This is a genomic window from Pantoea agglomerans (assembly GCF_021397715.1).
In the GTDB taxonomy this organism is placed as follows: domain Bacteria; phylum Pseudomonadota; class Gammaproteobacteria; order Enterobacterales; family Enterobacteriaceae; genus Pantoea; species Pantoea astica.
On the sequence record NZ_CP090207.1, the window covers coordinates 1,686,668 to 1,705,565 of the forward strand.

An 18,898-nucleotide genomic window follows, 5' to 3' on the forward strand; every position below is an offset into this window, starting at 1 on the left:
TGGTCTGCCGCCGGTCAGCTCTGCCGTGCCTCACGCGGCGGGCTGGCCTCAATCAGGCTGGCAAGCTGATCGACCGGAACCGCATGACTGAACAGATAACCCTGCAGCTGGTTACACCCGGCATCCGCCAGCGCCGTCATCTGGCCTGGCGTCTCGACGCCTTCGGCGGTCACCATCAGGCCCATCGCGTGGCCCAGCTTCACCACCGATTCAATAATCGCCACCGAGTTATCCGCTACGCCCAGCGACTGGGTAAATGAGCGGTCAATTTTGATCTTATCGACCGGGAAGTGGCTGAGATAGTTGAGGCTGGAGTAACCGGTACCAAAATCGTCCAGCGCTATCCGGAAGCCAGCGTCGCGCAGCGCAACAATGATGGCGCGGGCTTCATGCTCATCGTCGATCAATACGCCTTCGGTAATCTCCAGCTCAATTCGCGTCGGATCGCCGCCGTGCTGCCGCACAATGTCAGTCATCCGCTCTACAAAGCCGGTGGCGCGAAACTGCACCGGTGAGACGTTGACCGCCACCATCAGGTCGGGAAAACGCTGCTGGGTGGCACAGGCTTCCGTCAGCACCCATTCACCCAGCGGAATAATCAGCCCGGTCTCTTCCGCAATCGCAATAAATTCACCCGGCACTACCAGGCCACGGATCGGATGATGCCAGCGCAGCAGCGCCTCGACACCAACCATCTGCTGACCGCCAATGTCCATCAGCGGCTGATACCAGACTTCCAGGCCCTCACGGTTTTGCAGCGCAGTGCGCAGATCGGCGGCGATGGTTTGCCGGGTGCGCACTGACTCATCCATCGCCCGTTCGAACTGGCGATATTTGCCGCGTCCGCCACTTTTGGCTTCATACAGCGCAATGTCCGCTTTGCGCATTAACTCCAGCCGATCAACGCCATCTTTGGGTGCCAGCGCCAGGCCGATACTGGCACCGCTCCAGACTTCACTGCCAAACAGCGTAAAGGGCTGGCTGAGCTGGTCGATGATGCGCTGCGCCAGACCCTGAGCCTGAGAGAGCGTCTCCACTTCTGGCATCACCACGATAAACTCGTCGCCGCCGATCCGGCCAACGGTATCGCTGGCCCGCACCATCCGGCTCAGACGCTGTGCCACCGCAACGATCAGTTCGTCGCCGGCGTGATGACCGTAGGTATCATTGATTGCTTTGAAGCGGTCGAGATCGATCAGCAGCAGCGCCACCCGCTGATCGTGGCGCGTCGCCAGCGCCAGTGCCTGAGTCAGACGATCTTCGACCAGCGCACGATTGGGCAGCCCGGTCAGCACATCGTGAAACGCCAGATGCTGCGCCTGCGCCTCAGAGGCACCGAGCTTCAGCATCGACTGCGACAGATTGATCGACGAGGTCCAGAGACGGCGCACCATATACAGGCAGAGCAGGGAGATCGCCAGCACCGCCAGGCCGGTTGACGGGCCGATAGTGCGCAGCATCTGCGCGCCGGGGCGTGACGGCACCCAGTTGAGGTAGCCGACCGCCTCACCAGACTGCGCAATCAGCAGATAACGCGCCCCGGTGCCGGGCTGCGGGCTACCGTTGGAGAAATGGAGTCCCTGTAGCTGATTGCGTTCGGCCAGGCTGGTCAGATAGCCATCGTCGAGAAACTTCAGGCTGACCAGCCGGAAGCGTGGCAGGGCGTCACTGTCACGCTGAATATTGCCGACCGCCAGCGCGGCGGTGCGACCGGCTAAGCGGGCGTAATCAGCTTTGTCCTCGCGCGAACTCTCCTGCACCAGCGGATTTTTCAGGATGTCGTTGACCAGCGTGGCTGCCGGCTGTGGCGTGACCGGCTGACCGTCCCGCCATAGCCTGACGATCTGGTTTTGCTGATCCAGCACCAGGATCAGCTGATGGCCAAACATCTCAAACAGCCAGTTGCCAATGTTCTCATCCAGCCAGCCTGAGGCGGCACCTTCATCCAGCAGCCGCTGCTCAAGCGGCCGCCAGCGTGACAGACTGCGCAACTGGCGCAGATGTTCGTTCAGACTCTGGGTGAACGAGGCTTCAATCATCCGCTGTTGCTGTTGCCGCGCCTCCGCGTTGGTCAGCGAGGTGCCAATGAACAGCGCCGTGCCCGCGCCGCCAAAGGTCAGCAGCAGAATCGCCACCAGCGGCACCAGCACTTCACGCAGGAAACTGCGGCGGAAATCGCCAGAAAGTTTAAGGCTGTTAATCATTTTTTAGTTTTTCTCAAAAGCAGGAGTACAGCTTAAAAGCTAGCAGACGGTAACGGGTCTTTCACACAAACCTTCAGAGTCAGTGAAGCGGATGGGGATTTTTGTGGTGAAGGTGAGGAGGCAAGAGCTGGTGCGGCAGAATGAAGGGGTGACAACAGGAGATTAATCCAGTCAGGCTAATGGTTGATAGGTTTTGAGGTGACGTGGTTGCAGCAGAAGCGCATGTTGATGGTGCCAGAATGATATCCAGACATAAAGTTGTGTATGTTAAGGTCAGGACATCTTAACGCTGTTGAGTGAAAACAGAATGCCTCAAATGACTCTTCACCTTTTGAATGCGCAGAACAAACTAACCGCTCACGCTCAATGGTTGCAAAGCTGTCTGAACGCGACATACCAGCTGGCTAATAGCTTTATGCCGCTCCCTTCTGTGGATGTTGTTGTAAAAGCCGGATCATATGTCATTCCTGAGAAAGGGCATCTGGGATATTGTCCTGAGCCCGGCATCATTTATATAACCGTCGATCCTGAGAATGCCCTGTTTTGTAAAAATGATGCTCATTCGCTTGAACGCATGTTTGCTCATGAACTGCATCATGCCGCGAGGTGGGCCGGACCGGGATACGGCTCTACTTTAGGTGAAGCGATTGTCTCTGAAGGGCTTGCTGGTCATTTTTCTCTGGAGCTTTTTAAAGGTAAGCCTGAGCCCTGGGAAAGCCTCAGCCCAGACACCGTTCAGCCCTTCACGCTGCAACTCAGTGAAAGCTGGCATCACACTGATTATGACCATAACGCATGGTTTTTTGGGGCGAGGGATCTACCGAAATGGGTGGGATATACCGCAGGGTTCAACCTTGTCAGAAAGTACCTGACAAACTTTCCCAGTCTGAAGGCTTCAATGCTGGCAAACATAGAGGCAGAGAAATTCCGGCCATTTATCTGAACTGCAACGGCTGCCTTGTGCAGCGTCATGATTCTGCATGAGCAGAAAAGAGAATCGTCCACGCTTCCCTGCTGACCATTCGACCCGGCAGCCGTCTCCTTCTGTCTGTTCTCTGGACAGGGTATTCTGATCACTGCTAACAGCCAAATTCACCTCTCCTTCACTCCCCCGTCACGGTTCTGTCATCTGATCCGGTCAAGGTAATGCCATCCCGCAGTGACTTTCGCTGCGTCCCCACTCTGTAACCCGTGAGGATTTCATCGTGATGGAGTTATCCAGACATCCGACCACTGTCTATCAGGCCGTGGCTGCACAACTCGAACAGGCGCTTCAGCAACGCTACCGCTGTGGCGACTATCTTCCTTCCGAACAACAGCTGGCCGATCACTATGAAGTTAACCGCCACACCTTACGCCGGGCGGTAGATGAACTGGTGAACAAAGGGCTGCTGCAACGCCGTCATGGCGTCGGCATCCTGGTGCTGATGCGGCCTTACGACTATCCGCTGCACGCTCAGGCGCGCTTTAGCCAGAACCTGATGGAGCAGGGCAGTCACCCGACCAGCGAGCGGCTGCTGGCGGTGTTGCGTCCCGCCAGCAACGACGTTGCCAGCGCGCTGGGCGTCAACGAGGGCGATAACGTGATCCACCTGCGCACGCTGCGGCGTGCTAACGGTGTACCGCTGTGTGTCATCAACCACTTCCTCGCCGATCTCAGCTGGTGGCCGCAGTTGCAGCATTTTAACAGCGGTTCGCTGCACGATTACCTCGACAAGCACACCGGCAAACAGCTGGTGCGTACCCAGACCCGCATCAGCACCCGACGGGCGCAGGCGAAAGAGTGCAAGCAGCTGGAAATTGCGCTGCATTCGCCGCTGCTCTGCGTGCGTACCCTGAACAAAACCCGCGACGGTGCAATGGCTGAATACTCGGTCAGCCTGACGCGCGGCGACATGATTGAACTGACTCTGGAGCACTAATGGAACAGCAAACGGCCCGCCAGCGCTGGCTTTCGGTGCTGGCACACAGCAGCGCGGCACAGCTTAACGCGCACTGGCAGGCGCTAAACCTCCAGCCGGTTTTCACCCTGATCCGTCCGGCAGAGATCGGCCTGACCCGGCTGCAGGCGCGCATGGGCGCGACCGGTAAACGCTTTGTGATGGGCGATGCGACGGTGACGCGCGCAGTGGTTCAGCTCAGCGACGGCACCCTGGGTTACAGCTACCTGCTGGGACGTGATAAAGCCCACGCCGAGCGCTGCGCCTTAATCGATGCCCTGTTACAGCAGCCGGAAACCCGGGCGTTGTTAGAAGAGAAGATTATTACCCCGCTGGCGGCATGGCGTGACGAGCAGCGTCAGCTGCGCGCGCGTGAAATCGCCAGCAGCAAAGTGGATTTCTTTACGCTGGTACGCGGAGACAACTGATGACTTTACTGGCAAGTTTTAACCATCCGGTGGCGGATGCACAGCGCGCATTCCGCCGCATCCTCAAAGCGATGAGCGAGCCGGGCGTGATGGTGTCGCTGCCGCTGCAACAGGGCTGGGGTGCACTGTCGCCCGCCGCCACCGCGCTGTTACTGACGCTGGTCGATCAGGAAAGTCCGGTATGGCTGGATGCGCAGATCGACAACGAACAGCTGCGCAATAACCTGCGTTTCCACACCGGCGCGCCGATTACCGCGCAGCAGGATGCGCCTTTCGCGCTCAGTCATGCCAGCTCGCATCCCGATCCGGCCCACTTTGCCGCCGGTGACAATCTGGCCCCGGAAAAGAGCACCACCCTGATTATTGAAGTCCCGTCGCTGAATGGCGGTCTCACGCTGCGTCTCTCCGGACCGGGCCTGCGTGAAACCCGCGCCATTGCGCCACAATTGCCGGAAAGCGTGCTGGCCTATCTGCGCAGCCGGCCACATCCGTTCCCGCAGGGCGTCGATCTGATTTTTACCTGTGGCGAAGCGATGATGGCGGTGCCGCGCACCACGCTTGTGGAGGTGTGCTGATGTACGTTGCGGTGAAAGGGGGCGAAAAGGCAATTGCTAACGCCCATCAGCTACAGGCCGATCTGCGGCGCGGCGATCGGCATGTCACCGAGCTGGGTTGCGATCAGGTGGCCCAGCAACTCGGTCTGGCGGTCGATCGGGTGATGACCGAAGGCGGGATCTACGATCCTGAACTGGCAGCGCTGGCGATTAAACAGGCCAGCGGCGACCTGGTAGAGGCCATCTTCCTGCTGCGCGCCTATCGCACCACGCTGCCACGCCTGGCCGAGAGCCAGCCGCTGGCGACGGCATCAATGCGTATCGAGCGGCGTATCTCGGCGGTCTACAAAGATCTGCCGGGCGGCCAGGTACTGGGACCGACCTATGATTACAGCCACCGTCTGCTCGACTTTACCCTGCTGGCCAACGGTGAAACGCCGGCATCGCCACGAGACGATCGCGCGCTGGATGCGGCCTGTCCGCACATGTTCAGCATGATGAGCGACGAAGGGCTGGCGGTGCGTGAAGAGGATGACGGCAGCGAACCCGTCGATATCACTCGCGAGCCGATGAGTTTTCCCGCCTCGCGCGCTGCACGTCTGCAGCAGCTGGTACGCGGCGATGAAGGTTTTCTGCTGGCGCTCGGCTACTCGACCCAGCGCGGCTATGGCCGCACCCATCCGTTCGCCGGTGAAATTCGTACCGGCTATCTCAGCGTCACTATCTGCCCGGAAGAGCTGGGCTTTGAGCTGGAGATTGGCGAACTGCTGCTGACCGAGTGCGAAATGGTCAACGGCTTCGCCCACAGCGATGAAAGTGCGCCTCATTTTACCCGTGGCTACGGCCTGGTGTTTGGCCGCGCCGAACGCAAGGCGATGTCGATGGCGCTGGTTGACCGGGCGCTGCAGAGCCGTGAGCAGCAGGAACGCATCACCAGCCCGGCGCAGGATGAAGAGTTTGTGCTGTCGCACGCCGATAACGTCGAAGCCGCGGGCTTCGTCTCCCATCTTAAACTGCCGCACTACGTCGATTTCCAGGCGGAACTGGAACTGCTGAAACGCCTGCGACAGGATCATCAGGAGCGCAACCATGGCTGAACTCAGCGGTTATAACAACGGCTATCTGGATGAGCAGACCAAACGCACCATCCGTCGCGCCATCCTGAAAGCGGTGGCGATCCCTGGCTATCAGGTACCGTTTGCCGGACGGGAAATGCCGATGCCTTACGGCTGGGGCACCGGCGGCATTCAGATCACCGCCAGCGTGATTGGCGATCAGGATGTGCTGAAGGTGATCGATCAGGGTGCGGATGACACCACCAATGCGGTCTCAATTCGTCGCTTCTTTCAGCGCGTCAGCGGCGCAGCGACCACCGAACGCACCGCCGATGCCACGCTAATCCAGACCCGGCATCGCATTCCGGAAACGCCGCTGGAAGAGGATCAGATTCTGATCTTCCAGGTGCCGATCCCGGAACCGCTGCGCTTTATTGAGCCGCGCGAGACCGAGACCCGCACCATGCACGCGCTGGAGGAGTACGGCGTCATGCAGGTCAAACTGTATGAAGATATTGCCCGTTACGGCCACATCGCCACCACCTACGCCTATCCGGTGAAGGTCAACGATCGCTATGTGATGGACCCGTCGCCGATCCCCAAATTCGACAATCCCAAGATGAACATGATGCCGGCGCTGCAACTGTTTGGTGCCGGACGCGAAAAGCGCATCTACGCCTTACCGCCCTATACCAAAGTGGAAAGCCTCGACTTCGATGACCATCCGTTCACCGTTCAGCAGTGGGATGAACCCTGTACGCTGTGCGGTTCGCGCCACAGCTACCTCGACGAGGTGGTGATGGACGATCAGGGAACGCGGATGTTTGTCTGCTCCGACACCGACTTTTGCCATCAGCAGCAGGAACAGCAACATGCACAGTGATCAGCCGCTGCTTGCGGTCAGCCAGCTCACCCATCTTTATGCGCCGGGAAAAGGCTTTGAACAGGTCAGTTTTGACCTCTATCCGGGGGAAGTGCTGGGCATCGTCGGCGAGTCCGGCTCCGGCAAAACCACACTGCTGCACAGCCTGTCGGCACGTCTGACGCCGCAGCAGGGCAGCATTCATTATCAGGGACGCGATCTCTATCAGATGAGCGAAAGCGATCGCCGCCGCCTGCTGCGCACCGAATGGGGCGTGGTGCATCAGCATCCGCTGGACGGATTGCGGCCGCAGGTCAGCGCCGGCGGCAATATCGGCGAACGGCTGATGGCGGTCGGCGAGCGCCACTATGGTGACATCCGCGCTGAAGCCAGCCGCTGGCTGCAGGCGGTGGAGATCGCCGCCAACCGTATCGACGATCTGCCCACCACCTTTTCCGGCGGGATGCAGCAGCGCCTGCAGATTGCCCGCAATCTGGTGACCCAGCCGCGCCTGATGTTTATGGATGAGCCTACCGGCGGGCTGGATGTGTCGGTACAGGCGCGGCTGCTGGATCTGCTGCGCACTCTGGTGCGGGAACTCAATCTGGCGGTGGTGATTGTCACCCACGATCTCGGGGTCGCGCGACTGCTGGCGCACCGGCTGCTGGTGATGAAACAGGGGCGGGTGGTGGAGAGCGGATTAACCGACCGGGTGCTCGACGATCCCCATCATCCTTACACGCAATTGCTGGTCTCTTCGGTGCTCAATTAAATGATGACTCACACACCTATGTTGCAGGTTGAGAATCTGTGCAAAACCTTTGTGCTGCATAACCAGAACGGCGCTGCGCTGCCGGTATTAGAGAACGCCAGCCTGACGGTGAATCAGGGGGAATGTGTGGTGCTGCACGGCCATTCCGGCAGCGGTAAATCGACTCTGCTGCGCGCCCTGTACGGCAACTACCAGCCCAACAGCGGGCATATCCGGCTGCAGCATCAGGGCGAATCGATCGATATGGCGCAGGCGACGGCGCGGCAGATCATCGCCATCCGCCGCGACACGCTCGGCTGGGTCAGCCAGTTTCTGCGGGTGATCCCGCGGGTGCCGACGCTGGAGATTGTGATGCAGCCGCTGCTGGAGCGCGGCGTCGAGCGTGCCTTCTGTGAAAAGCGCGCCCGTGAGCTGCTGAGCCGGCTTAACGTGCCGGAGCGTCTCTGGTCGCTGGCGCCGTCGACCTTTTCCGGCGGTGAGCAGCAGCGGGTCAACATCGCGCGCGGCTTTATCGCCGACTATCCGGTGCTGCTGCTGGATGAACCCACCGCCTCACTCGACAGCGTAAACCGGGATGCGGTGGTCGGACTGATTGAACAGGCGCGCGCCCGCGGTGCCGCCATTGTCGGCATTTTCCACGATGAAGCGGTGCGCGACCGGGTAGCCGATCGGCTGCACCTGATGCAGCCGATCGCCACAGGAGCACAAGCATGATCATTAATAACGTCCGACTGGTGCTGGAAAACGAGGTGGTCGCCGGATCGCTGGAGTTCCGTGACGATCGCATCAGCAGCTTCAGCGAAACCGCCAGCCAGCAGCCGGGCGCGCTGGACGGTGAGGGCGCCTGGCTGCTGCCGGGGCTGGTGGAGCTGCACACCGATAACCTCGACAAGTTTTTTACGCCACGGCCTAAAGTGGACTGGCCCGCCCACTCGGCGATGAGCAGCCACGATGCGCTGATGGTCTCCAGCGGTATTACCACCGTGCTGGACGCGATTGGCGTCGGTGACGTGCGCGACGGCGGGCACCGGCTGGAGAACCTCAGCAAGATGATCAACGCAATCCGCGACAGCAACCGTAAAGGGCTGAACCGGGCCGAACATCTGCTGCACCTGCGCTGTGAGTTGCCGCATCCGACCACCGTGCCGCTGTTTGAAGCGCTGATGGGGACGCCGGAGCTGGCGCTGGTCTCGCTGATGGATCACTCACCCGGCCAGCGTCAGTACGCGTCACTGGAAAAATATCGCGAATACTATCAGGGCAAATATCAGCTGAATGACGCTGAGATGGATCGGTTTGAGCATGACCAGCTCACCCTGGCGGCAGAGTGGTCGCAGCCTAACCGTCAGGCGATTGCCGCGCTGTGCCGCGAGCATGGTATCGCCATCGCCAGCCACGACGACGCCACCGCGGCGCACGTTGAGGAGTCTCATGCGGCGGGCAGCCGTATCGCTGAATTTCCGACCACGCTGGAGGCGGCTCGCGCTTCACGCTATCGCAATATGCAGGTGCTGATGGGCGCGCCAAACATCGTGCGCGGCGGCTCGCACTCCGGTAACGTCGCCGCCTGGGAGCTGGCCTCACACGGCTTGCTGAATATCCTGTCGTCTGATTACTATCCAGCCAGCCTGCTGGATGCGGCATTCCAGCTGGCGGCAGATGAGCGCAACAGCCTCGGTACGGCGCAGGCGATTGCGCTGGTGACCTGTAATCCGGCGCGGGCGCTGGGGCTGGAGGATCGCGGGGTGATTGCGGAAGGCTGCCGTGCCGATCTGGTGCTGGCGCACACCGCGCACGGTCATCCGCATGTCCGGCACGTCTGGAGCAAAGGCCGGCAGGTCTATTAATGACGCGCCTTATCTGGTTAATCGGGCCGTCCGGATCGGGCAAGGATAGCCTGCTGAATGCGCTGCGTGAGGCACCGCCAGCCCGCCTGCTGATCGCCCATCGCTACATCACCCGCGCCGCCGATGCCGGTGGCGAAAACCATGTGGCGCTGAGCGAGGCGGAGTTCGCCCGCCGCGCCGCGCTGGGGCTGTTCGCGGTCAGCTGGCAGGCGCACGGCTTTCACTACGGCATCGGCACGGAAGTTGAGGCCTGGCTGCAGCGCGGTCAGAACGTGGTGGTCAACGGTTCGCGGCTGCATCTGGCGCAGGCACAGGCGCGGTTCGGACCACAGCTGCTGCCGCTCTGTTTGCAGGTGACGCCGTCGGTACTGGCGGCGCGGCTGCGCCAGCGCGGACGGGAGGATGAGGCTGAGATCGCCCGGCGACTGGCGCGTGCCGCCCAGCCGCAGCCGGACGGCTGTCTGCTGCTCAACAATGACGGGGCGCTGGACCGCACGGTCCGGCAACTGCGTCAGCTGCTGGAGGCGCATCAATGAAACTGACCTTTCTCGGCACCGGTGGCGTCACCGCCGCGCCGCTGTTTGGCTGCGACTGCCGCGCCTGTCAGCGGGCGCAGCAGGACTCGCGTTATCATCGCGCGCCCTGCAGTGCGCTGATTGAGGCGGGCAGCGAGCGGATTCTGCTCGACGCCGGTCTGCCGCTGCTGGTTTCACGGTTCAGGCCTGGCGAGCTGACCCGCATTCTGCTGACGCATTACCACATGGACCACGTACAGGGCCTGTTTGCGCTGCGCTGGGGCAAGGGTGCGTCTATTCCGGTGTGGGGGCCGCCCGACACGCGCGGCTGTGACGATCTGTTTAAACATCCTGGCCTGCTCGATTTCCGGCCCCCCTTAACCCCGTTTGTCGCCCACTCTTTTGGTGAACTGCAGGTCACGCCGCTGCCGCTACAGCATTCACGGCTGACTCACGGCTACCTGTTCGACTGGCAGGGGAGCCGGCTGGCCTGGCTGTGTGACACCTGCGGCCTGCCGCCCGACACCGAAGATTTCCTGCGCGGTCAGCCGCTCGATCAGCTGGTGATCGACTGCAACGATCCGCCGCAGGCTGCCCCGCGTAATCACAACGATCTTAATCTGGCGCTGGGGATCATCGACCGGCTTCAGCCGCGTCAGGCCTGGTTAACGCACCTCAGTCATGAGATGGACAACTGGTTAGCCGATCACCCGCTGCCCGAGGCGATTCAGCCCGCGCGCGATGGTCTGATCCTGTCATGCGGTGCCGGCTGGCCTGTCACAGTTTGATCATCTGGCTGTCATCCCGCCTTCATGGCGCAACGCCTTAATAATCGGCAGAACGTAATCAGCGACGACGGAGAACAACATGGCACAGGCACTTCTGAAAACGGTGGTCGATAACGACCTGCCACCGGCCACGCTCGGCGGACAAAAAGTGTTGTCGGTGCAGAGTCTGAGCAAAGCGTACGGCGACAGCACCGTGCTGGATAAGGTCAGTTTTGACCTGCACGCCGGGGAACTGGTGGCGGTGATTGGCCGCTCCGGGGCCGGGAAATCGACCCTGCTGCATATGCTCAACGGCACCATTGCCGCCAGCTCCGGCGCAATTATCAGCCTGCATCAGGGCGAAGCGGACCGCAACGTGGTAGCGCTCAGCAGCCGCCAGCTGCGTGAATGGCGTAGCCAGTGCGGCATGATCTTTCAGGACTTCTGTCTGGTCCCGCGCCTGGATGTGCTGACCAACGTATTGCTGGGACGCCTGAGCCAGACCAGCACGCTGAAATCCTTCTTTAAAGTCTTTTCCGACCATGACCGCGCTCACGCCATTGAACTGCTGCAGTGGATGAACATGCTGCCGCAGGCGCTGCAGCGGGCAGAAAACCTGTCGGGCGGTCAGATGCAGCGCGTGGCGATCTGCCGGGCGCTGATGCAGAACCCGAAAATCCTGCTAGCCGATGAGCCGGTGGCGTCACTCGATCCGAAAAATACCAAACGCATCATGGACGTGCTGCGTCAGGTGAGCGAGCAGGGCATCAGCGTCATGGTGAACCTGCACTCTATCGAACTGGTAAAGCAATACTGCACCCGGGTGATCGGCATTCAGCGGGGAGTGGTGCTGTTCGATGGCCATCCGTCGCAGCTTACCGACGGCCTGCTGCACCAGCTGTACGGCGATGAACTTAATCAGATCCACTAACTTCCACGGCAAGAGAACAACCTCGAATGAAACTGACTTCTTTAGCGCTACTGACGGGTGTAATGGCTTTTGGTGTTAACGCAGCGGATGCGCCGAAACAACTTAATCTCGGCATTCTGGGCGGACAGAACGCCACCCAGCAGATTGGTGATAACCAGTGTGTGAAAACCTTCTTTGATAAAGAGCTGGGTGTGGATACGCAGATGCGTAACGCCTCTGACTACTCCGGAGTGATTCAGGGGCTGCTGGGCGGCAAAATCGATATGGTGCTGAGCATGTCACCCGCCTCGTTTGCTTCGGTCTACCTGCAGGACCCGAAAGCGGTCGATGTGGTCGGCATTGTGGTGGATGACAAGGATCAGTCACGCGGCTATCACTCGGTGGTGATCGTTAAAGCGGACAGCCCGTATAAAAAACTGGAAGACCTGAAGGGTAAATCCTTTGGTATGGCCGATCCCGATTCGACCTCCGGCTTCCTGATGCCGAACCAGACGTTTAAGAAAGAATTTGGCGGCTCGGTGGACGACAAGTACAACAACACGTTCTCCAGCGTGACCTTCTCCGGCGGCCATGAGCAGGACATTCTCGGCGTGCTGAACAACCAGTTCGACGGCGCGGTGACCTGGACCTCGCTGGTCGGCGATTACAACAGCGGCTATACCTCCGGCGCGTTTGGCCGTCTGATCCGCATGGACCACCCGGATCTGATGAAGCAGATCCGCATTATCTGGCAGTCGCCACTGATCCCCAACGGTCCGGTACTGGTCAGCAACAAACTGCCCGCGGATTTTAAAGCCAAAGTGGTGGCGGCGATTAAAAAGCTGGATAAAGACGATCACGCCTGTTTCGTCAAAGCGGTTGGCGGTGAGCAGCATATCGGCCCTGCCACCGTCGCTGACTATCAGAACATCATTGATATGAAGCGCGACCTGATGAAAGGCAGCCGCGGCTAACGCCCGGTGACGGCTACCTTGCCTTCCCCGGCTGTCCGGGGAAGGCGGGACGCGGCAGGTCCGTCTGCGTCCTGATGCTTCAGCCCCGGAGATCCCCCCTTGACCGAATTCGAACGTTATTACCAACGCATCCGCCGCCAGCAGAAACGCGACACGCTGCTCTGGTCACTGCTGCTGGTCGCACTCTATCTGGCGGCGGGCAACGTGGCGGAATTTAATCTGCTCACCGTCTGGCAGTCGCTGCCGCACTTCTTTGACTACCTGCGGGAAATCATGCCGGTGCTGCATCTGCCGCTGCTGTTCGCGGATGGCAAAACCAGTGGCTCGCTGGCTTACTGGGGCTACCGTCTGCCGATCCAGCTGCCGCTGATCTGGGAAACCCTGCAGCTGGCGCTGGCCGCGACGCTGCTGGCGGTAGCGCTGGCGGCAGTGCTGGCCTTTTTTGCCGCCGACAATACCCGTACGCCCGCCAGCCTGCGACTGGCGATTCGCGCCTTTGTCGCCTTTCTGCGTACCATGCCGGAGCTGGCGTGGGCGGTGATGTTTGTGATGGCGTTTGGCATCGGCGCGATCCCTGGCTTTCTGGCGCTGGCGCTGCATACCGTCGGTAGCCTGACCAAACTGTTTTACGAGGCGATTGAATCGGCGTCTGACAAGCCGGTGCGCGGCCTGGCGGCCTGTGGCGCCACCACCCTGCAGCGGATGCGCTTCGCCTTCTGGCCGCAGGTGAAACCGATCTTTCTCTCTTACAGCTTTATGCGGCTGGAGATTAATTTCCGCTCCTCAACCATCCTCGGGCTGGTGGGCGCGGGCGGCATCGGCCAGGAGCTGATGACCAATATCAAACTGGATCGCTACGACCAGGTGAGCATCACCCTGCTGCTGATCCTGATTGTGGTGTCACTGCTCGATACGCTATCCGGCCAGTTGCGCCGTCGCGTTGTGGGAGAAACCGCATGATCAGCGTGGTACCGGATATCACTCATCTTAAAGCGCAGCACCGCGAACTGTTTGCTGCGCAACCGCGTTACCTGCGTCGCCTCGGCCTGCTGGCGCTGGCGGTGCTGCTCTACTATCTGTTCTTCTTCTCGGTGTATGGCATTGAGGTGTCCCGCCTGCTGAACGGCTGTCAGCAACTGGGGCGTTACTTTCTGCGGATGTTTGTCTGGCAGGATTTTGCCAACTGGCCGTTTGGCTATTACTTCTCGCAGGTCGGGATCACCTTAGGCATTGTGTTTGCCGGCACCCTGACCGCCACGCTGCTGGCGCTGCCGCTGTCGTTTCTGGCGGCGCGCAACGTGATGCACAGCCGGGCGACCCGACCGGTGGCCTTTCTGATGCGGCGGCTGTTTGACCTGCTGCGCGGTATCGACATGGCAATCTGGGGGTTGATCTTCGTCCGGGCGGTCGGTATGGGGCCACTGGCCGGGGTACTGGCGATTATCCTGCAGGATGTCGGATTACTGGGCAAACTCTATGCCGAAGGCCACGAAGCGGTCGAGCGCTCGCCGAGTCGCGGCCTGGGGGCGGTTGGCGCGAACAGCCTGCAGAAACACCGTTTTGGCATCTTCACCCAGTCGTTCCCGCAGTTCCTGGCGCTCAGCCTCTATCAGATTGAATCCAATACCCGATCGGCGGCAGTGCTGGGCTTTGTTGGTGCCGGTGGCGTCGGGCTGGTCTACGCCGAGAACATGCGGCTGTGGAACTGGGACGTGGTGATGTTCCTGACGCTGATCCTGGTGGTGGTGGTCATGGTGATGGATGTGCTCTCCAGCCGCCTGCGCAAGCGCTACATCAGCGGGAAACCGGTGCCGCTGTGGCAGCCTGCCGGGCGTGATTAAGCCGTTCGCTGCGCTGCCAGGCACGTTGCAGTGCCTGCACCAGTTGCGCCTGCTGCCAGGGCTTCGCCAGCCGTTCGCACAGCGGTAACGTGACCGGCTGGTGACGCAAATCCTGACCACTGATGAGCAGCGTCGCCAGCTGCGGCCAGTTCTGCTGCGCCTGGCGGATCACTTCCGCACCGTTAATCTCGCCGGGCAGCATCAGATCGCTAATCAGCAGATCGATATCGGGCGTCTGACGCAGCAGTGCCAGCGCCTGTTCACCGTCGCCGCACTCCAGCGTCAGATAACCCAACTGATGCAGATGCTCACACAGCGTCTGGCGCACCGCCGGTTCATCATCCAGCACCAGCACCAGCCGATCGTTGGCCGCGTCGGGCGGCGTCGGCTGGGCCGGCGGGAGCGGGGCGGTGGCCGCCATCTCAGGGGCGCGCGGCAACAGCAGCCGCACCGTGGTCCCCTGGCCCGGCGCGGTTTCCAGTTCAATCTGACCACCGGACTGACGCACGAAGCCATAGACCATCGACAGCCCCAGCCCGCTGCCGCTGCCGGTGGCTTTGGTGGTAAAGAACGGCTCAAAAACCTGCTCGCGCACCGCTGCTGACATGCCGCAACCGTGGTCAATCACCTCAATTGTGACGCGGTCACGTTTTTCATCCTGCTCCAGCCGCCGCTGATTCCAGATACGGATGCGGATTTCGCCGCTCTGCTGCTGCATGGCATCCCGGGCGTTGACCACCAGATTCATTAAGGCGTTTTCCAGCTGGCTGGCATCGATCCAGGCGGGCCAGCCGGGACGCTGCGCATCAATCACCAGTTGCTGACCGGGCAGCAGCGAGTGCTGCAACAGCCCCTGCAGATTATCTACCAGCGTCACCACCGACACCGCGCGCGGAAACAGCGCCTGTTTACGTGAGAAGGCGAGTAAGCGCTGGGTCAGCTGGGCGGCGCGATCGGCCGCCTGGCGCGCCCGCTCAATCCGGCTGGCGAGCGGGCCGGGCGTCAGCTGGCCTTCGGTCAGCGCCAGACTGCCGATGATCACCGCCAGCAGATTATTAAAGTCGTGCGCCAGCCCGCCGGTCAGCTGACCGACCGCTTTCATCTTCTGGCTATGCTGCAGCGCCTCCTCCAGCGTTTTACGCGAGGTCCGGTCCAGCACGGTATTGACCATGCCGCGCCGGGGAATCGGGCTGAAGCGCAGCTCCAGCGTGCGGCCATCGGCCAGCCGGATCTCCTGCGGTTCACCGGGATCGTGCAGATCCACCGCCAGCGGCGCCAGTAGCTGCTGCCAGTGAACGCCGCGATGCAGTTCACGCGACGGGATACCGAGCAGCTCGGCATACTGCGCATTCCACACCACCAGCTGACCGTCGTTATCAAACAGCGCAAAGCCATCGCGCATCGCCAGAAAGGTCGATTCGAGCTGGTTGCTCTTCTCTTTCAGCAGCCGCGAGGTATGGGCCAGTGAGGCGGTGTTACGGGCGAAGACGTTAAACGCCCGCGCCAGCTCGCCCAGCTCATCCCGCCGCTGCAGACCCGGCACGCTGACGTCCTGTTCACCCTGCGCCAGCCGGGTCATCGCCCCGGCTATCGCCGTCAGGCTTGAACCGAGGTTGCGGTAGATATAGATACCGGCGTAACCGGTGATCGCCAGCGCCAGCAGCGCAAACAGCGCAATAAACCCGATAATTGAGTCCAGCTCGCGGTGGGTCGCCAGGGTCCGCGCCTCGCTCTGTAGCGCCACCTGCTGCACCGAGGCACTGATATCCTCATTCAGCATCGCTACCAGCGCTTTGATGCGATAGGTGGCATAGGCAATCGCCAGATCGCTCTGTTCCAGCGCATCGGCCAGCGGCAGCAATCGCTGCTGGGTCGCCAGCAGGCGCTGCACTTTTACGCCGGTCACGCCCTGCAACGGCACCGCACGCCACTGCGTCATCACCTGCTGTAACTGGTCGATCACCGCCACGGGCGACGGGGTACGGATGGCGATCCCGATCAGCCGCTCGGTCTGCTGACGCAGCGCGGCGTCCGGCTGGCTCTGCCGTTGACGTTGCACCAGCTGGTCAATATGGCTGAGCAACAGCTGCGCCTGCCACAGGTCGCTGAGCATGTTGTTGCGTTGCAGGTGACGCTGATGGCCGGTCAGCAATAACTGGTTGATGGTCTGCTCCAGCATCAGGCTACGGGCGCGGATGCGGGCAATACGTTCCGGCTGGCGCGCCGCCAGTGGCGCACTGGCCAGCAGCGTCAGCGAGTGCTGCAGCGCCTGCTGATTCTGTTTCAGACGTTGTGATTCACTCTGGTACTCCAGCGCCCCGACCACCTGCGACAACCGCACCGCCGCCGTCGCCACATTGGCGGTATCACGCGCCAGCGCCAGGCTGCCGTTCATGTCCGCCAGCGTCTGGGCCTGCGCCTGTTCCTGAATCGCGCCAGCATGACGAAAGCCGAAGATCGCCACCACGCTCACCATCAGCGTGACCAGCACCACCAGCAGATTGAACAGCAACAGGCGGCCTCGCGCCCCGGCCTGCCACGGATAATTGCGCTGCATCCCACGACCTCATCCTCACTGCAACGATGGGCCGAGTATAGGAGCGTGCAGCCGGGCGTTTATGACAAATATGAACGGGCGCTGACATTTTCCGTTTATCTGGCGTTGGTTAACTGGCGGCTCTTGATAATCAGCAGGAGCCGGCCGATGACAGCCACACCGATACTGGAAATGCGGGAAATCACCCGGCGCTTCGGCAGTTTTTATGCCCTGAAAGGGGTCGATCTCACCGTTTATCCCGGCGAAGTTCACGCCCTGATGGGGGAGAACGGTGCCGGTAAAAGTACGCTGATGAAGATTCTGGCCGGTGCCTATACCGCCAGCAGCGGGGAAATTTTAATTGAGGGTAAACCCTGGGCGCTGAAGGGGCCCAAAGAGGCGCTGGCCGCCGGGATTACCCTGATCTACCAGGAGATCAATCTGGCACCCAATCTGACGGTGGCGGAGAACATCTTTCTCGGCAGCGAAATCGCGCCCGGCGGACTGGTGAAGCGGCGGCAGATGGCGGAGCAGGCGCAGCGGGTGATCGACCGGCTGGGCGCGCAGTTCAGCGCCTGGGATTTGGTCAGCCGACTGAGCATTGCCGAGCAGCAGCAAGTTGAAATCGCCCGTGCGCTGCAGCGTAACAGCCGCATTCTGGTGATGGACGAGCCAACCGCGGCACTCTCCAACCGCGAGACCGAACAGCTGTTTGCGCTGATTAAACGGCTGCGCAGCGAAGGGATGGCGATTATCTATATCAGTCACCGGATGGCCGAAGTTTATGAGCTTTCCGATCGGGTCAGCGTGCTGCGCGACGGCCAGTATGTCGGCAGCCTGACCCGCGACCAGCTCAACGCCAGCGAACTGGTGCGGATGATGGTAGGTCGCCCGCTCAGCGACCTGTTCAACAAAGACCGCACCATACCGCTGGGCGATATCCGGCTGGCGGTCAATCACCTTACCGACGGCGGCAAAGTGCATCCCAGCAGTCTGGCGGTGCGGGCCGGTGAAATTGTGGCGCTGGCCGGACTGGTCGGCGCAGGGCGCAGCGAACTGGCGCAGCTGATTTTTGGCGTACATCCACCGAAAGATGGCGAGATCTGGATCGATGGCGAAAAGGTACGGATTCGTTCACCGCGCGAGGCGATTGCGCAGGGGATCGGTTTTCTGACCGAGAACCGCAAGGAGCAGGGACTGTTTCTGGAGATGGCGGCACAGGAGAACATCGTGATGGCCACGCTGGAACGCGACGCCAGCTACGGGATGCTCGACCGTCGCAAAGGGCAGTCGATTGCCACCGAGGCGATCGCCTCACTCAATATCCGGGTGCCCCATGCCCAGGTACGGGCTGGCGGTCTCTCCGGCGGCAATCAGCAGAAGTTGCTGATCTCGCGCTGGGTGGCGATTGGTCCGCGCATTCTGATCCTCGACGAGCCAACGCGCGGGGTGGATGTCGGCGCGAAGAGCGAAATCTATCGCATGATGCAGCAGATGGCGCGGCAGGGCGTGGCGATTTTAATGATCTCCAGCGAACTGCCGGAGGTGGTCGGGATGAGCGACCGCGTTTACGTGATGCACGAAGGCACCATTGTGGGTGAGCTGGAAGGCAGCAACATCAGTCAGGAAAACATTATGACGCTGGCAACCGGTGCGCACAGCGCGTCACCGCTCGAGGTATAAGGATACTAAC

Annotated in this window: 18 protein-coding genes; 16 read left to right on the forward strand and 2 right to left on the reverse strand. The window is 61.0% G+C overall.

Annotation, left to right across the window (positions count from 1 at the left end; genetic code table 11):
- Positions 1 to 14 precede the first annotated feature (14 nt).
- A complete protein-coding gene (locus tag LZU96_RS07855; RefSeq protein WP_233987770.1) occupies positions 15 to 2,204 on the reverse strand; it encodes a putative bifunctional diguanylate cyclase/phosphodiesterase in 2,190 nt (729 codons plus the stop codon).
- 316 nt (positions 2,205 to 2,520) lie between these two features.
- Here LZU96_RS07855 and LZU96_RS07860 point away from each other — a divergent pair, with 316 nt between their 5' ends.
- The 15 genes from LZU96_RS07860 to phnE (LZU96_RS07930) all read left to right on the forward strand — a co-directional run bounded on the left by LZU96_RS07860 (position 2,521) and on the right by phnE (LZU96_RS07930) (position 14,669).
- A complete protein-coding gene (locus LZU96_RS07860; RefSeq protein WP_233987771.1) occupies positions 2,521 to 3,147 on the forward strand; it encodes a DUF2268 domain-containing putative Zn-dependent protease in 627 nt (208 codons plus the stop codon).
- Between the two features lie 265 nt (positions 3,148 to 3,412).
- Positions 3,413 to 4,126 (forward strand): phosphonate metabolism transcriptional regulator PhnF, encoded by a 714-nt coding sequence (phnF, locus tag LZU96_RS07865; RefSeq protein WP_233987772.1) that lies wholly within the window; start codon positions 3,413 to 3,415, stop codon positions 4,124 to 4,126.
- Positions 4,126 to 4,572: a phosphonate C-P lyase system protein PhnG gene (gene phnG / locus LZU96_RS07870; protein WP_094121883.1), complete on the forward strand. Its 447-nt coding sequence runs from the start codon at positions 4,126 to 4,128 to the stop codon at positions 4,570 to 4,572. Before phnF ends, phnG begins: the two co-directional genes overlap by 1 nt.
- The gene (gene phnH, locus LZU96_RS07875; protein WP_031377906.1) at positions 4,572 to 5,147 is read left to right on the forward strand and encodes a phosphonate C-P lyase system protein PhnH; all 576 of its coding nucleotides are present in this window, start codon (positions 4,572 to 4,574) and stop codon (positions 5,145 to 5,147) included. Before phnG ends, phnH begins: the two co-directional genes overlap by 1 nt.
- On the forward strand, positions 5,147 to 6,223 hold the full coding sequence (locus LZU96_RS07880; protein ID WP_233987773.1) for a carbon-phosphorus lyase complex subunit PhnI: 1,077 nt from the start codon (positions 5,147 to 5,149) through the stop codon (positions 6,221 to 6,223). The genes phnH and LZU96_RS07880 overlap by 1 nt, the downstream gene beginning before the upstream one ends.
- Positions 6,216 to 7,064, forward strand: coding sequence for an alpha-D-ribose 1-methylphosphonate 5-phosphate C-P-lyase PhnJ (locus LZU96_RS07885; protein WP_233987774.1), 849 nt, complete (start codon positions 6,216 to 6,218; stop codon positions 7,062 to 7,064). Before LZU96_RS07880 ends, LZU96_RS07885 begins: the two co-directional genes overlap by 8 nt.
- Positions 7,054 to 7,815: a phosphonate C-P lyase system protein PhnK gene (phnK, locus tag LZU96_RS07890; RefSeq protein ID WP_094121880.1), complete on the forward strand. Its 762-nt coding sequence runs from the start codon at positions 7,054 to 7,056 to the stop codon at positions 7,813 to 7,815. The genes LZU96_RS07885 and phnK overlap by 11 nt, the downstream gene beginning before the upstream one ends.
- Positions 7,816 to 8,529 (forward strand): phosphonate C-P lyase system protein PhnL, encoded by a 714-nt coding sequence (gene phnL / locus LZU96_RS07895; RefSeq protein ID WP_233987775.1) that lies wholly within the window; start codon positions 7,816 to 7,818, stop codon positions 8,527 to 8,529. It abuts the gene before it with no gap.
- Positions 8,526 to 9,662: an alpha-D-ribose 1-methylphosphonate 5-triphosphate diphosphatase gene (phnM, locus tag LZU96_RS07900; protein WP_233987776.1), complete on the forward strand. Its 1,137-nt coding sequence runs from the start codon at positions 8,526 to 8,528 to the stop codon at positions 9,660 to 9,662. The genes phnL and phnM overlap by 4 nt, the downstream gene beginning before the upstream one ends.
- Complete coding sequence (gene phnN, locus LZU96_RS07905) at positions 9,662 to 10,198, forward strand: ribose 1,5-bisphosphokinase (RefSeq protein WP_233987777.1); 537 nt, start codon at positions 9,662 to 9,664, stop codon at positions 10,196 to 10,198. The genes phnM and phnN overlap by 1 nt, the downstream gene beginning before the upstream one ends.
- Positions 10,195 to 10,965, forward strand: a complete 771-nt coding sequence (phnP, locus tag LZU96_RS07910) for a phosphonate metabolism protein PhnP (protein ID WP_233987778.1) — start codon at positions 10,195 to 10,197, stop codon at positions 10,963 to 10,965. Before phnN ends, phnP begins: the two co-directional genes overlap by 4 nt.
- Before the next feature lie 79 nt (positions 10,966 to 11,044).
- Entirely contained in the window at positions 11,045 to 11,875 is an 831-nt protein-coding gene (phnC, locus tag LZU96_RS07915) for a phosphonate ABC transporter ATP-binding protein (RefSeq protein ID WP_233987779.1), read from the forward strand.
- 26 nt (positions 11,876 to 11,901) lie between these two features.
- Positions 11,902 to 12,828: a phosphonate ABC transporter substrate-binding protein gene (gene phnD / locus LZU96_RS07920; protein ID WP_233987780.1), complete on the forward strand. Its 927-nt coding sequence runs from the start codon at positions 11,902 to 11,904 to the stop codon at positions 12,826 to 12,828.
- Positions 12,829 to 12,927: 99 nt separating this feature from the next.
- A complete protein-coding gene (phnE, locus tag LZU96_RS07925; protein WP_233987781.1) occupies positions 12,928 to 13,788 on the forward strand; it encodes a phosphonate ABC transporter, permease protein PhnE in 861 nt (286 codons plus the stop codon).
- The gene (gene phnE / locus LZU96_RS07930; protein WP_233987782.1) at positions 13,785 to 14,669 is read left to right on the forward strand and encodes a phosphonate ABC transporter, permease protein PhnE; all 885 of its coding nucleotides are present in this window, start codon (positions 13,785 to 13,787) and stop codon (positions 14,667 to 14,669) included. Before phnE (LZU96_RS07925) ends, phnE (LZU96_RS07930) begins: the two co-directional genes overlap by 4 nt.
- Here the strand turns inward: phnE (LZU96_RS07930) and LZU96_RS07935 are convergent.
- On the reverse strand, positions 14,623 to 17,226 hold the full coding sequence (locus LZU96_RS07935; RefSeq protein ID WP_233987783.1) for an ATP-binding protein: 2,604 nt from the start codon (positions 17,224 to 17,226) through the stop codon (positions 14,623 to 14,625). The two genes, phnE (LZU96_RS07930) and LZU96_RS07935, sit on opposite strands and share 47 nt — an antisense overlap.
- Positions 17,227 to 17,373: 147 nt before the next feature.
- On the opposite strand from LZU96_RS07935, the gene LZU96_RS07940 reads away from it, so the two are divergent.
- Positions 17,374 to 18,888 carry a sugar ABC transporter ATP-binding protein gene (locus LZU96_RS07940; protein WP_233987784.1) on the forward strand — a complete coding sequence of 505 codons (1,515 nt, stop codon included), beginning with the start codon at positions 17,374 to 17,376 and terminating at the stop codon, positions 18,886 to 18,888.
- The last annotated feature ends 10 nt before the right edge of the window (positions 18,889 to 18,898 follow it).